This window comes from Ruegeria sp. AB10 (assembly GCF_056542745.1).
The window spans coordinates 144,069-157,662 of sequence record NZ_JBQGAI010000005.1; the positions used below are offsets into that span (position 1 = coordinate 144,069).

13 protein-coding genes are annotated in these 13,594 nt (G+C 60.8%); 1 reads left to right on the plus strand and 12 read right to left on the minus strand.

The window, feature by feature from the left end:
* Positions 1–25: 25 nt before the first annotated feature.
* The 12 genes from ACR0NT_RS12095 to ybgC all read right to left on the minus strand — a co-directional run bounded on the left by ACR0NT_RS12095 (position 26) and on the right by ybgC (position 11,688).
* Positions 26–331, minus strand: coding sequence for a chorismate mutase (locus tag ACR0NT_RS12095; protein ID WP_170445389.1), 306 nt, complete (start codon positions 329–331; stop codon positions 26–28).
* Between the two features lie 58 nt (positions 332–389).
* On the minus strand, positions 390–2,066 hold the full coding sequence (locus tag ACR0NT_RS12100; protein ID WP_170445392.1) for a formate--tetrahydrofolate ligase: 1,677 nt from the start codon (positions 2,064–2,066) through the stop codon (positions 390–392).
* Positions 2,067–2,231: 165 nt separating this feature from the next.
* Positions 2,232–2,807, minus strand: coding sequence for an MOSC domain-containing protein (locus tag ACR0NT_RS12105; protein WP_170672280.1), 576 nt, complete (start codon positions 2,805–2,807; stop codon positions 2,232–2,234).
* Positions 2,808–2,906: 99 nt separating this feature from the next.
* Entirely contained in the window at positions 2,907–4,823 is a 1,917-nt protein-coding gene (ftsH, locus tag ACR0NT_RS12110) for an ATP-dependent zinc metalloprotease FtsH (protein WP_170445398.1), read from the minus strand.
* A 76-nt stretch (positions 4,824–4,899) separates the two neighbouring features.
* Positions 4,900–6,153, minus strand: coding sequence for a tRNA lysidine(34) synthetase TilS (gene tilS / locus ACR0NT_RS12115; protein ID WP_170672282.1), 1,254 nt, complete (start codon positions 6,151–6,153; stop codon positions 4,900–4,902).
* The gene (ybgF, locus tag ACR0NT_RS12120) at positions 6,150–6,974 is read right to left on the minus strand and encodes a tol-pal system protein YbgF (RefSeq protein WP_170672285.1); all 825 of its coding nucleotides are present in this window, start codon (positions 6,972–6,974) and stop codon (positions 6,150–6,152) included. The genes tilS and ybgF overlap by 4 nt, the downstream gene beginning before the upstream one ends.
* A 4-nt stretch (positions 6,975–6,978) precedes the next feature.
* Complete coding sequence (pal, locus tag ACR0NT_RS12125) at positions 6,979–7,488, minus strand: peptidoglycan-associated lipoprotein Pal (protein WP_170672287.1); 510 nt, start codon at positions 7,486–7,488, stop codon at positions 6,979–6,981.
* An 88-nt stretch (positions 7,489–7,576) separates the two neighbouring features.
* Positions 7,577–8,896, minus strand: coding sequence for a Tol-Pal system beta propeller repeat protein TolB (tolB, locus tag ACR0NT_RS12130; protein WP_170672289.1), 1,320 nt, complete (start codon positions 8,894–8,896; stop codon positions 7,577–7,579).
* Entirely contained in the window at positions 8,893–9,990 is a 1,098-nt protein-coding gene (locus tag ACR0NT_RS12135) for a ribonuclease E domain-containing protein (RefSeq protein ID WP_170672291.1), read from the minus strand. The genes tolB and ACR0NT_RS12135 overlap by 4 nt, the downstream gene beginning before the upstream one ends.
* 9 nt (positions 9,991–9,999) lie before the next feature.
* Complete coding sequence (gene tolR / locus ACR0NT_RS12140; RefSeq protein WP_170445416.1) at positions 10,000–10,476, minus strand: protein TolR; 477 nt, start codon at positions 10,474–10,476, stop codon at positions 10,000–10,002.
* 1 nt (position 10,477) lies between these two features.
* Complete coding sequence (gene tolQ, locus ACR0NT_RS12145) at positions 10,478–11,173, minus strand: protein TolQ (protein ID WP_170445419.1); 696 nt, start codon at positions 11,171–11,173, stop codon at positions 10,478–10,480.
* 107 nt (positions 11,174–11,280) lie between these two features.
* The gene (gene ybgC / locus ACR0NT_RS12150) at positions 11,281–11,688 is read right to left on the minus strand and encodes a tol-pal system-associated acyl-CoA thioesterase (protein WP_170672293.1); all 408 of its coding nucleotides are present in this window, start codon (positions 11,686–11,688) and stop codon (positions 11,281–11,283) included.
* Between the two features lie 196 nt (positions 11,689–11,884).
* Here ybgC and ACR0NT_RS12155 point away from each other — a divergent pair, with 196 nt between their 5' ends.
* Positions 11,885–13,591, plus strand: coding sequence for a SulP family inorganic anion transporter (locus tag ACR0NT_RS12155; protein WP_170672295.1), 1,707 nt, complete (start codon positions 11,885–11,887; stop codon positions 13,589–13,591).
* The last annotated feature ends 3 nt before the right edge of the window (positions 13,592–13,594 follow it).

A 13,594-nucleotide genomic window follows, 5' to 3' on the forward strand; every position in this document is an offset into this window, starting at 1 on the left:
AATCGGGCGCAGGGCGCCCGGGTGTTCAATCAGGGCCGAGCACACGTTCTTCACGTGCGATCGACCAGTCAATCAGAATGCGCCAAAGCTGCTCGGCAAGATCGGGGTCCATCCCCAGTTCACCGGAACTTGTGCGCACGCGCTGCACCACGTCTTCGACGCGCTCCGGGATGCGGGCCGGCAGGCCCTCGCCGGGTTTCAGCTGCGAGGCGCGGTCAATATAACCTGCGCGCGTCACCAACATCTCGATCAGTTGGCGATCCAGCTTGTCGATCTGAGCCCGCAATTCCTGCATCGATTGGCAGTCTTGCGGTGGTGTCAGAGTGGGCATAGCGATCTCCTCATGGCCCGGGGATATCCCCGGACCACGAGATGTCCTATTCGGAGGCTTAGAACAAGCCCTCGATCTGGCCTTCTTCGTTGAGGCGGATTGTCTCAGCCGCCGGTTTGCGGGGCAGGCCGGGCATGGTCATGATCTCACCGCAGACAACCACGATGAAGCCGGCACCTGCGGACAGGCGAACTTCACGTACAGGAACCGAGTGGCCGGTGGGCGCGCCGCGCAGCGACGGGTCGGTCGAGAACGAGTACTGGGTTTTCGCCATGCAGACCGGCAGATTGCCGTAACCGGCTTCTTCCCACTCGCGCAGCTGGTTGCGGATCTTGTTGTCGGCCAGAACCTCGTCCGCACGGTAGATGCGCTTGGCGATGGTTTCGATTTTCTCGAACAGCGGCATTTCGTCGGGGTAGATCGGCGCGAAGTTCGCGGTGCCACCTTCGACGATTTCCACAACCTTCTCGGCCAGAGGCGCAGAGCCGTCCGAGCCCAATTCCCAGTGACGCGACAGAACCGCCTCGACACCGTGATCGGCGCAGTAGCTCTTGACCGCTTCAACTTCGTCATCAGTGTCGGTGACAAAGTGGTTGATGGCGACAACAACCGGAACACCGAAGGACTTCACGTTCTCGATGTGGCGGCCCAGGTTGGCGCAACCGCTGACCACGGCGTCGACGTTCTCGGCGCCCAGATCGGCCTTGGCAACACCGCCGTTCATTTTCATAGCGCGCACGGTGGCAACCAGAACAACTGCCGACGGTGCGATGCCAGCTTTGCGGCACTTGATGTTCATGAACTTCTCGGCACCCAGGTCGGCACCGAAACCGGCTTCGGTCACGACATAGTCAGCGACTTTCAGAGCGGTCTTGGTCGCGATGACCGAGTTACAGCCGTGCGCGATGTTCGCGAAGGGGCCGCCGTGGACAAAGGCCGGGTTGTTTTCCAGCGTCTGCACCAGGTTCGGCTGCATGGCATCTTTCAGCAGAACGGTCATTGCGCCTTCGGCCTTGATGTCGCGGCAGTAGACCGGGGTCTTGTCGCGGCGGTAGGCCACGATGATGTCACCCAGACGCTTTTCCAGGTCTTTCAGGTCGTTTGCCAGGCACAGGATCGCCATGACTTCGGACGCAACGGTGATGTCAAAGCCGGCTTCGCGCGGGAAACCGTTCGATACGCCACCCAAGCTGGCGGTGATCTGACGCAGGGCGCGGTCGTTCATGTCGACCACACGACGCCATGCAACGCGGCGCACGTCGATCTCGGCTTCGTTGCCCCAGTAGATGTGGTTGTCGATCATCGCCGACAGCAGCGAATGCGCCGAGGTGATGGCGTGGAAGTCGCCGGTGAAGTGCAGGTTCATTTCCTCCATCGGAACAACCTGCGCATAGCCGCCACCTGCAGCGCCACCCTTCATGCCGAAGTTCGGGCCAAGCGAGGCTTCGCGGATACAGATCATCGCGTTCTTGCCGATGCGGTTCAGGCCGTCGCCCAGACCAACGGTAGTGGTGGTTTTACCTTCACCCGCCGGGGTTGGGTTGATCGCGGTGACCAGGATCAGCTTGCCGTCTTCACGGTCCTGAACCGAGTTGATGAAGTCTTGGCTGACTTTGGCCTTGTCGTGGCCATAGGGCAGCAGATCGGCGGAATCGATGCCGATCTTGGCACCGATTTCCTGAATCGGCTTCTTGTTCGCTTCGCGGGCGATTTCGATGTCGGATTTATAGCTCATTGGGCAGGGTCCCTGATTGAATGCCGTGCAAAACCGGCGCAGAGCGTCGGCGCTGCGCAACCCATACCGTCGTGTACCAAACAGATGGCTGTGGATTCCGACATAATTATGCCGCGAAACGGCGTTGCGTCATTTCCGCGGTTTCAGATCGGAAACGAGTGCCCCTTATGGTGCCCACGTCCTTTGATCTGGCACAAACAGGGTCATCCGGTCGCCCAGCTTCAATTCACCCGGCCTTTCAACCCAGGCGGTGACCCCGCGCCGCCCCTTTGCAGCCGGTTTGAAAGCTGCCCCGTGTCCGGGCAGATCCGCCTCGATCTCACGGCCGGGGATCACGCAGGGACGGTTTTCCATATCAACCGTGATGGTGACACCACCCGCGACCTGTAACCGTGAAGAGGGTGGGATGTGGGTAAAGTCCGGGATACCCAGCAACACGATGCTGGCGCCCAGAAAGGACGGGTCCAGCTGGTCCAGCGCCATCTCTTGTGCGGTCGCCTCAATCTCTTCGGCTGACAGTACCGACAATTGCCGGACATTGCGGATTTCCGTGCCCTGCGGATAGAGATTTCTCATCCGAACGCATGAGGCCCGGTTCTCGCCTTCATGCCGTGCACCGCGATCCCCGGCAAAGCTAAGGTCCAGCGCATTAACCGCATGGGCGCGGATCGAACCGCCTGCGGGAACATGGCCCAGCCAGACGACCTCGCCTTTGTACTCGGTCTCACGCATCACCGGCATGTTCGCCCCTCACTTTCGCTTTTGTCGCCTCGCACTAGAAAGCAGCCGATCCGGATTGGAAAGAAAAAAGACCCGGGACAATGCCCGGGTCTGATGTCGTTATGCCGAAGGTTCCGGCTCCATCCCGCCATCGGGCGGAGACTTCTTGACCTTGGTCTTCGGAATCGCGGTCACGCTGGGCGCGCTGCCTTCATCCGGCTTGTCGCCCTCGTCGTCACCCTCGCTGGGCGATTCCCCGTTCATGACGCGCTTGATCTCATCCCCGGTCAGGGTCTCATATTCCAGCAGCCCTTGCGCCAGACGTTCCCATTCTTCGTTCTTTTCGGTCAGAATTTCGTGGGCACGTTCGTATCCCTGCTGGATCAGGCGCTTCACCTCTTCCTCGATCAGCTCTTTGGTATGGGCCGAGACCGAGAACCCGGCAGTGTTGCCCTGATAGCCTTCGTGGGCTTCGGCGTAGTCGATATTGCCGACCTTGTCCGACATGCCCCAGCGCATCACCATGGCGCGCGCCAACTGGCTGGCCTGCATGATATCACCGGCCGGACCGTTCGAGACATGGTCCTCACCATATTTGATCACCTCGGCTGCTTTACCGGCCATGGTCATGGCCAGCTTCTGTTCGCACTCATCACGGTGATAGTTCAGGCGGTCCATTTCCGGCAGCGACACAACCATACCCAGCGCACCGCCGCGCGGAATAATAGTCGCCTTGTAGACCGGATCGCACAGCGGCAGTTCCAGACCAACCACGGCATGACCGGCCTCGTGATAGGCGGTCTTTTCCTTCTGATCCTGCGTCAGCACCATGCTGCGGCGCTCGGCCCCCATCATCACCTTGTCCTTGGCGTTCTCAAAATCTTCCATGGTGACAAAGCGACGGCCCACACGGGCAGCCATCAGAGCGGCCTCGTTCACGAGGTTGGCCAGATCGGCGCCCGAAAAGCCCGGCGTACCACGCGCGATGATGCGCAGATCGACATCGGGACCCAGAGGTGTCTTGCGCGCGTGAACGCCCAGAATCTTTTCACGGCCCTTGATATCGGGGTTGCCGACGGTGACCTGACGGTCAAACCGGCCCGGACGCAGCAGCGCGGGGTCCAGAACGTCTTTCCGGTTGGTTGCGGCCAGAATGATCACACCTTCGTTGGCCTCGAACCCGTCCATCTCGACCAGCAACTGGTTGAGGGTCTGTTCGCGTTCGTCGTTGCCGCCGCCATAACCGGCACCACGATGGCGGCCCACGGCGTCAATCTCGTCGATGAAAACGATACAGGGCGCGTTCTTCTTGGCCTGCTCGAACATGTCGCGCACACGCGATGCACCGACACCCACGAACATCTCAACAAAGTCGGAACCCGAAATGGTGAAGAACGGCACGCCTGCCTCACCCGCGATTGCACGAGCCAACAGCGTCTTACCAGTGCCCGGAGGGCCAACCAGCAGCGCGCCCTTCGGGATCTTGCCACCAAGGCGTGAGAATTTCTGCGGGTTGCGCAGGAATTCCACGATCTCTTCCAGTTCTTCCTTCGCTTCGTCGATACCCGCAACGTCATCAAAGGTCACGCGCCCATGCTTTTCGGTCAGCATCTTGGCCTTGGACTTGCCAAAGCCCATCGCACCGCCTTTGCCGCCACCCTGCATCCGGTTCATGAAGTAAATCCACACACCGATCAGCAGCAGGAACGGCAGCAATGTGATCAGGAAGGACTGAAAGCCCGATTGCTGCTGTTTCACCGCCTGAACAGGAATGTCTTCCTTGATCAGCAGCTGGGTGACCTCGGCATCGCCGGGCTTGATGGTGACATAGGTCGCGCCGCTTTGGGTGGTATAGCGAATCTGCTCACCATCCAGCGTCACATTCTTGACTTCGCCGCCTTCAACAGCGGTGACAAAGTCGGAATAGGTTTTTTCATTGCTCTGAAGTGTTCCGCCCTGACCACTGAAGAAGTTGAACAGTGCAAGGATCAGCAGAAACAGAACGACCCAGAAGGCGATGTTACGAGCGTTGCCCAAGGAAAATCTCCCAAAAGATTTCGGCAGATGGGGACCTGCCGGGTTGCTCTATAAAATAGAGATGATTCAAGCATGTTCAATGCGATAAAAGAGAAGAGTAAAACTCTGGTCTATACGCAGCGAATTCAGCCGACCAACCGTTTGAATAATCGGCCAGAGGTGCTGCCAGCAGGCTTTCCCCGCTCCAAACCGCGGGCGAGGACAACAGCGCCCGACGGGGTTTGCCCATCGCGCGCCACTCGGGCACCTGCGGCAAACCGGCGTCTCCCAGTGCGCGGACCTCGGCGTCTGCAGTCAGCGGCCCGGTCAAAACCCAGCGGTCATCCCAGACCTCCTGCGGGGCGGCGGTTTCCGTTGCCACCGCGTTTAGCTCTCTGCAAAACCACATTTTATCCTGATGCGGGATCAGAAGGCAGCCCGCCAGGGTCAGCGTCTGCCCTGCGCCAATAGCAGTAACAGCCTGATCAACGGCCGCCCCGCGCGGCGGATAGCCCTGCCCCGCAATCCAGGCGATGATGCCGACGATCAGCCGTCTTTGGATTTCCGTTGGAAGCAGCCTGAACCCGTTACAGTCGATACAGACATCCCCGCCATCCACTTTCGCGAACTTTCGCGCGGATTCCTGCGTATAGAGCGCCAGCGCGTCACGCGCTTGTGCAAGATTTTCAGCGACCCGGGCCAAAGATTGTGCAGAAATCCCAAGCGCCCCAAGCCCCGTCAGTGCCTCGCGCGCCTTGATCCGGTCGAATTTCTGATCGTGATTCGAGGGATCTTCGATCCATCCTTCACCAAGGTCCGACAAGTAGTCCCGCAAGCTTTGGCGCGTGACCCCCAGCATCGGACGCAACAGAGTGACTTCGTTCTGATCCCGCGCATAAGGCATACCTGAAAGACCACGGACCCCTGCCGCCCGGCCCAGCCGCATCAGCACCGTTTCGGCCTGATCATCTGCGGTATGGCCCAGAGCAATCGCCGGGATGTCATTGCGTCGCGCCCAGTCGGTCAACAACCGGTATCGCGCCTGCCGCGCCTGATCCTGCAAGTTTCCCGCACCATCCCAGCCCTGCCACAGCAGCGTTTCGTGGGGGATGCCCAGACGCGCGGCCAGTTCGGCCACCTGATCGGCCTCGGCGGCCGCTTCGGGGCGTAGGCCGTGATTCACTGTCGCGGCAAACAGCCGGATTGGTTCGGTTTGTGCAATTTCGTGCAGCAGACACAGCAAAGCCACCGAATCTCCGCCGCCCGAGACGGCAACACCCAAACGCGGCGGCAACCGGTCAGGCAGCCGCGCGCGGAGTTCGGATCGGAGCGTGTCGGCCTGCTTGGTCAAGAACAGCCCAGCGACGCCATTTCCTGCGTGGCGGCGGATGCGGTGGCCGAGGCCGGAAAGCGCACGCCAACCTCGGACAGCGTGATGCAGGCCTGATCGGTCTGGCCCAGACGCCCAAGTGCGGCCCCCAGTTCGAACAGGGCTTCGGGCGCGAATGCGCCTTCGGAATCACCGGTGAAGCTGGCCAGGAACGCCCGAGCGGCCTCTCGCGTGTCACCCAGACCCTCCAGCGCCTGCCCGCGTTTCAGATTGGCTTCGGGCGCAAGGGGGCTGCCGGGGTATGAAGCTTCGAATTGCGCAAACTGATCGGCGGCGGCCTGAAAGTTGCCCTCGGCCAGAGCCAGCGCAGCGGCATCGAAATCTGCCTGTTCACCTACCGCCAATTCTCCCTGTTCGATCACCGGAGGGGTCGTTGGTGTTGCAGGTGCTGCTGCGGTGATCTGCGTATCTCCGCCAAGGGTCGAGGTTTCACCCAATGTGCTCAGATCACCACCTTCCAGCTCAACCAGACGGAATTCCAGATCGCCGATCCGGTTGGTGCCATCGGTCACGATGTTCTGCACCCGCTGATTCAACTGTTCGGTCTGGCGCGTCAGTCGCTGCAGCTCGGCTTCGATGGCGTCCACCCGTTCCAGAACGGAACTGCCGGACAGGTTCGGGGCCGGAGAGCCGGTGGTCGAAAACTCACGCTTCAGGCGCTGAACTTCCACATGCAGCACCGTCAGTTCCTGACGGATGTCCGCCAGGGTCTGCTGATCCTGCGCTTGTGCCACACCAGCGGTCGCAACAACCGCGGCCAGAACCCATCCTGCAACTTTCATCGTCTTACCCCAAAGTTGAACCGGTCAGCACCGTCACCGCGCGGCGGTTCTTGGAATAGCAATCCTCGGTGCTGCAAATCTCGATCGGGCGTTCCTTGCCATAGCTGACGGTTGTCAGACGATTGCCCGCCACCCCGCGCGAAATCAGAAACTCGCGCGCCGCATTGGCCCGGCGTGCGCCCAGAGCGAGGTTGTATTCGCGTGTGCCCTGCTCATCCGCATGACCTTCGATGGTGGCCACATAGTCCGGGTTCGCCATCAACCATTCAGCCTGCCCCTGAAGGACTTGCTGCGCCTGCGGTGTCAGAGTCGACTGGTCCACCGAGAACAACACCCGGTCGCCGATGGTTTGCTGGAAATAGGCCGGCGAGCGCGGATCGCTGGGCGAGCCCGGTGCGATTGCGCCATTCGCGCCGCTGCCAAATCCACCGCCCAGTGCCGACGGATCATTGTTGGTACAAGCGGCCATCACGCTCAGCGTGCCCAAGGCCAGGATTTTGCCCAATACGTTCATTTCAAGTGCCTCGTTGTTTTATCGGTTTATTGCCGTCTCTGTAGCACAGTGCAGGTTTTTTGTGAACTTTTCCAAGCCCCTGCCCCGATCAATTCTGCAATGGCCCCCATGACGGGTCACTGCCGCCATCCGGGGTGCGCACCGGGCGCAGGTTCCGGCCCGAGATATCCACCGAATACAAGCTGGCCCGGCCGCTGGCCCCCTGCGTTTCGCGGGTGAACATGATGACCCGGCCATTGGGCGACCATGTGGGACCTTCATCAAGGAAAGACGAGGTCAGCAGACGTTCCTCACTGCCATCGGTGCGCATGACACCGATATGGAACCGGCCCTTGTTCTGCTTGGTGAACGCAATCAGATCCCCGCGCGGCGACCAGACCGGCGTGCCATAGCGGCCTTGCCCGAAACTGATCCGGGTCGCCTCGCCTCCATTTGCGGGCATGATATACAGCTGCGGCGTACCGGACCGGTCGCTTTCAAACACGATCTGAGAGCCGTCCGGCGAATAGCTGGGGGCGGTCTCAATAGCTGGTGTGTTGGTCAAGCGCACGCTTTGCCCCGAGGCGATGTCCATCTTCCACAGATCGGTATTGCCGCCCTGAATCAACGAATAGACGATCGAACGCCCGTCCGGAGAGAAGCGGGGCGAGAAGCTCATCGTGCCGTCCTGGGTTTTCAACTCGGTCCGGCGGACGCGGTCTACGTCCAGTACATAGATACGCGGTTGGCCGGTTTCATAGCTGGTATAAAGCAACCGGTCCCCCGTCGGAGAAAAGCGCGGGGCAAGAACGATGGCGGCGCTGTCGGTCAGGTACTGCACATTCGCGCCGTCGTAATCCATGATCGCCAGACGCTTCAGGCGCTGATCCTTGGGGCCGCTTTCCGAGACAAACGCCACGCGGCTGTCAAAATAACCGCCTTCACCAGTGATCCGGCTATAGACCTGATCGGCCACCTTATGCGCCATGCGCCGCCAGCCATCGGTGGTGCCCGCAAATTGCAGACCATTGCCCAGTTCCTGACCCGAGAACACATCCCACACCCGGAACCGCACCGTCAGGCGGTTGCCCGAGACGTTCACAGCACCGGTCACCAGCGCCTCGGCATTGATGGCTTTCCAGTCGGCGAACTGGACCGGCGCCTCGAAACTGCTGACCCGGCTGATGAAAGCCTCGGGTGCGATTTCGCGGAACAGCCCGGTGCCCGTCAGATCGGCCGCAACGACCCGAGAGATGTCGTTGGCGTATTGCGTCGCCGCAGGGCCATCTGGCACGAAGTTCGGCACGGCAAAGGGCAAGGGCTCGATGATCCCCTGATCCAGTTCCAGACGCAGCGGTCCGCTCTGGGCATGTACCGGTGCCGCCAAAATCGTCAGGCCAAGCAACAGGCTGGTCAGAAATCTCATCATTTGATCCGCATCCTCTCGGGATTGAATGTAATCTCAATATCCCGCCATTGGTCGTATTTGTCAGCAGGCAGGGTGTATCCTTTGGCGCCGCAGCGCAAAATTGCTCGTCTGGCGGCTTCATAGGCTTGTTTCGCCGCTCCGGCGGACCCGCCAGAGCTGTCGATCATGCGCAGGCTGCCGCCGACGATCTTGCCGTCTTGGGTCAGCGAAAAGCCAACCACCACAACAGTTTGCAGCGCATCCGTGGACAAGGAACCCACGTTCCAGCACTTGGACACGGCCAGACGCATGGCGTCTTTTTCTCCGCTGGTCAGCGGCGGGCCAGAGGGCTCGCTGCCCTGCCCCAATGCCTCGGCCAGGGCATCGTCAATTGCAGTGTCGCTCTGCGCTGGCTCGGGCGGGCTCGGGTCCTGTTCTTCGGCCACTTCGGGCTGCGCCGGAGGTGCAGGCCGGTTCGGCCGCACCCGCGGCCGCGGAGAGGTGCGCGGGGCGTTGTCCTTGGTCTCTTCCGCCTCGGTCACGATCTCATCGGTCGCCTCTTCCGGGGCGGTCTGATCCTGCTGTTCCTCTTGGGTTTCGGCCCCTTCATCCAACGACACGGCGGGAGTCTCCACCTCGTCCGGCTGCGCCTCGGGCGGTGGCGGCGCGATGGGTTCCGGTGCCACCTTGTCGGCGGGGCGCGGCTGCGCCTCGGGACCCGGAGGCACCGGCAGCACTTCGGTCACGGGCTCGGGCTGTTCCAGCGTCGGGGGTTCCTCAACCACTTCGGGTTCGGGCGGTTCCTCGACCGGATCGGGCACCGGGTCGGGCTCTGGTTCCGGGGGTGCCACGACCTCGGGCGGGGTCAGTTCCTCTTCCACCGGCGCGGGCGGGATCACCTCTTCCTCGGGTGCTTCAGGTTGCTGCAAGGCGGTCGGGGTCGGCACGTCGGGAGCGGCGCGCTGCGCGATCATCGCGGCGAATTGTTCACCCGTGACCACCGACACCTCCTGCACCGGAATCGGCAGGGGCTCGGACCGGAATGTTCCGCCGAAAAAAGCCCATCCAATCAAAACGACGTGGGCAATTGCCGAGATCTTGGTGCCGGTATCCACCGTGCGGCCTCACTCTCCACCTTCTTCCAGCGTCGGACCACCGGTGTCTGTCACCAGGCCCACATTGGAAAACCCACCTGCGTTCAGCGCGCCCATGATCTGCATCACCTGCGCGTAAGGGATCGCCCCGTCGGCCCGCAGGAACACGCGGTCGCTGCTGCGTTCTGACGCAATCGCGCGCAATTTGCCAATCAACTCTTCACGCACAACATCCGTGGTCTGAATCTGTACCCGGCCATCTGCGGTCAACGTCACGGTCAGCGGTTCCTCGTTGTCGCCGGGCAAGGCGCTGGCCGCCGTTTTCGGCAAATCCACCGGCACTCCGACGGTCAGCAGCGGGGCGGCCACCATGAAAATGATCAGCAACACCAGCATAACGTCCACAAACGGCGTCACGTTGATCTCGGCCATCGGCTGCGCGCGGCCGCGGCGCCGCCCGCGTCTGCGCCCATTCCCGCCGCCGTTTTGCTGAACTGCCGCGCCCATGTCAGCTGTCCAACTGGCGCGACAGGATGGTGGCGAACTCGTCCGCAAACGCCTCGTAACCATTTACGATCCGGTCGCTATCCGCGCTGAGTTTGTTGTAGAAAATCACCGCCGGGATTGCTGCCAGCAGGCCCAGACCTGTGGCCAGCAGCGCCTCGGCAATACCGGGGGCCACAACAGCGAGGTTGGTATTCTGCTGTTCGGCAATCTCGATGAACGCGTTCATGATGCCCCAAACGGTGCCGAACAGGCCGATAAACGGCGCGGTCGAGCCGACAGTTGCCAGAATGGACAGGCCCTTTTGCAGCCCCTCGGCCTCTTTCGCGATCGCCACGTCCATTGAGCGGTCGATCCGCGCCGTAGCCCCGGCGATCAGCCCGCCATCGGTGCGGTGCGACCGGCGCCATTCGATCATCCCGGCAGCAAAGATTTTTTCCGAACTGCCATCGGGCTGAGTGCCGATCTGTTCGAACAGCTCATCCAGAGGGTTCCCGGACCAGAAGCTTTCGTCAAACCCCTGTGCCTCACGACGGGCACCGCGATAATTGATCAGTTTCTGAATGATGATCGCCCAGGACCAGATCGATGCGCCAACCAGCATCAACATCACCAGTTTGACGATAAATGTCGCGCGGGCATACAGCCCCCACATGGAGAAATCGATCTCCTGCGCCAGCGCCAGCGTTTCAGCTTCCATGAACCTGCTCTTTTTTGCCTGATGGCCGTTGGTTTGGCCTTGTTTTGTCAAACGCTAACCCAGATGGTCCTGAAAAGCCAACAGAACCACCCCCGCGCCGCAATTTGTTACAACAATGCGCGAATCTCTGCCGGAAGCCGCACCGGTTTACCCTGCGCGTTCATGCAAACCGCAGTGACGGTGGCACGAAATATCTCGGTCTCGCCCCGCTTTATCAATTGCCCCATTGTCAGCCGCACGCCCGAGCGGGACAGGAAGAGGGTCTCGATTGTCAGTTCATCGTCGAACTTCGCCGTCGCCAGATAGTCCGCCTCGATCCGCCGAATGACCCAGACGACGCCGTCGTCGCGCATGGCATTCTGGTCGTTGCCCAGACGACGCACATAGTCCGACCGGGCGCGCTCGATATATTTCAGGTAATTCGCGTGATAGACCACACCGCCCATGTCGGTATCTTCATAATAAACCCGGACGCGGTAGATATGCGTGTGTTGCGCTTGGGTGTCTTCGGCCATGGTCACACATCCGGTCATTCAATCAGCAATAATCGTCGGACTCGGGGCGAGCCTCCCCCAACAGATGCACGCGCATCAACGGTCGTGCAATCCCTGCGGGACTACAAATTTCGGCTTACACGGTCCTCGGTATCGAATTCCCGCCCTTTGCCGACTAATCTGACAAAATCGGGATGTGAACGTAACAGGTGATTGAATGGCAGGACCCCACGGAAAAGAGGGCCGATTTCCGCTTCCCATCCTGCAGGGCATCCTGCCGATCCACCGCTCTGCCCTGCCGACCGAGGTTCTGGCCGGGCTGACATTCGCCTGCCTCGCGATCCCCGAGGTCATGGGCTACACCAAGATCGCTGGCACTCCGGTCGTGACTGGGCTGTATACCATCCTGATTCCGATGGCTTTGTTTGCCCTGTTCGGATCATCGCGGCATTTGGTAGTGGGGGCGGATTCCGCCACAGCAGCAATCACCGCATCGGCGCTGGCAGGTATGGCGGTCTCGGGCTCGTCCGAGTACTTGGCACTGGCGTCACTGCTGGCGCTGATGGCAGCGGCGCTGTTGATTGCGGCCCGTCTTGTCGGCCTGGGGTTTCTGGCGGATTTCCTGTCACGCACGGTACTGGTCGGATTTCTGACAGGCGTGGGCATACAGGTGGCCAGCGGCGAAATCCCCGGAATGCTGGGGATCAAAGGCGGAGGTCACGGCACCCTCGCCAAGCTCGGGGATGTCGCACAGCACTACGCTCAAACACATTGGCCAACGGTCGCCGTATCCACTGCAGTGCTGGCGGTTGTCATCGGGTGCAAACGGCTGTCGCCCAAACTTCCAGGTCCGCTATTCGCCATACTGGGCGTCATTCTGTGCAGTTGGGCGTTTCAGTTCAGTGCATCCGGCATTGGCGTTCTGGGCACGGTTCCCGGCGGTTTGCCCGCCCTGTCGATCCCGGACGTGGATTGGAGTTGGTCTCTGTTCAAGCAATTGCTGCCCACGGCGTTGTCCATCTTTGTGGTGATCCTCGCCCAAAGCGCGGCCACCTCGCGCGCCTACGCTGCACGCTACGATGACAAGTTCAGCGAAAACACCGATCTTGTTGGCCTCGGGCTGGCCAATCTGGGCGCGGCCTTTACCGGAACCTTCGTGGTCAACGGCAGCCCCACCAAGACCGAGATGGTGGCCAGCGCAGGTGGCCGCAGCCAGATCGCGCAACTGACGACAGTTGCAATTGTCCTTGTTGTGATCCTGTTTCTGACCGGCCCGCTTGCGTTTCTGCCGAACGCTGCCCTATCGGCCGTGGTGTTTCTGATCGGCGTCAAGCTGATCGACCTCAAAGGCCTCGCCGCCATATACCGGCAGGCTCGGTCCGAGTTCTGGATTGCAATCGCCACCGCCGCCGTGGTGGTTCTGGTAGGGGTCGAGCAAGGGATTATCTTTGCAATGGTCCTGTCGCTGATCGATCACACGCGCCGGGGCTACCGGCCCAAGAATGCGGTGATCGTCAAAAGCGATGATGGCGGCTGGCGGTCGAAACCCATCACTGCCCCAAACCAGTTTGATCCGGGCCTTGTGATCTATCGTTTTTCCCACAGCCTGTACTACGCCAACACCCAACGCTTGTCGGATGAAGTCACGGCCATCGTCAACCAATCCGAACCGCCGCTGCGCTGGTTTTGTATCGAAGCGTCTGCTGTGGACGATATCGACTTTACTGCGGGCTACACGCTTCGCAGCATTCACGACCTGCTCAAGTCCAAAAACATCAAACTGGTTTTTCTGCTGGTCGAACCCAATGTCCGCAAAGAGCTTGATCGCTACGGGATCACGGATCTGGTTGGGGACGACGCCTACTTCGAATCAGGGAACGCCCTGATCAGAGCGTTTCATACTCGGGGCAAACCGCCCTCCTGACCC

Excerpts from the sequence above, each read along its gene's own strand:
- tolQ (WP_170445419.1), bottom strand. The coding sequence starts at position 11,173 with ATGGAAGCTGAAACGCTGGCGCTGGCGCAGGAGATCGATTTCTCCATG.
- ACR0NT_RS12095 (WP_170445389.1), bottom strand. The coding sequence starts at position 331 with ATGCCCACTCTGACACCACCGCAAGACTGCCAATCGATGCAGGAATTG.
- pal (WP_170672287.1), bottom strand. The coding sequence starts at position 7,488 with ATGAACGTATTGGGCAAAATCCTGGCCTTGGGCACGCTGAGCGTGATG.
- ACR0NT_RS12105 (WP_170672280.1), bottom strand. The coding sequence starts at position 2,807 with ATGCCGGTGATGCGTGAGACCGAGTACAAAGGCGAGGTCGTCTGGCTG.
- ACR0NT_RS12100 (WP_170445392.1), bottom strand. The coding sequence starts at position 2,066 with ATGAGCTATAAATCCGACATCGAAATCGCCCGCGAAGCGAACAAGAAG.
- tolR (WP_170445416.1), bottom strand. The coding sequence starts at position 10,476 with ATGGGCGCGGCAGTTCAGCAAAACGGCGGCGGGAATGGGCGCAGACGC.
- ybgC (WP_170672293.1), bottom strand. The coding sequence starts at position 11,688 with ATGGCCGAAGACACCCAAGCGCAACACACGCATATCTACCGCGTCCGG.
- tolB (WP_170672289.1), bottom strand. The coding sequence starts at position 8,896 with ATGATGAGATTTCTGACCAGCCTGTTGCTTGGCCTGACGATTTTGGCG.
- ybgF (WP_170672285.1), bottom strand. The coding sequence starts at position 6,974 with ATGAAAGTTGCAGGATGGGTTCTGGCCGCGGTTGTTGCGACCGCTGGT.
- ACR0NT_RS12155 (WP_170672295.1), top strand. The coding sequence starts at position 11,885 with ATGGCAGGACCCCACGGAAAAGAGGGCCGATTTCCGCTTCCCATCCTG.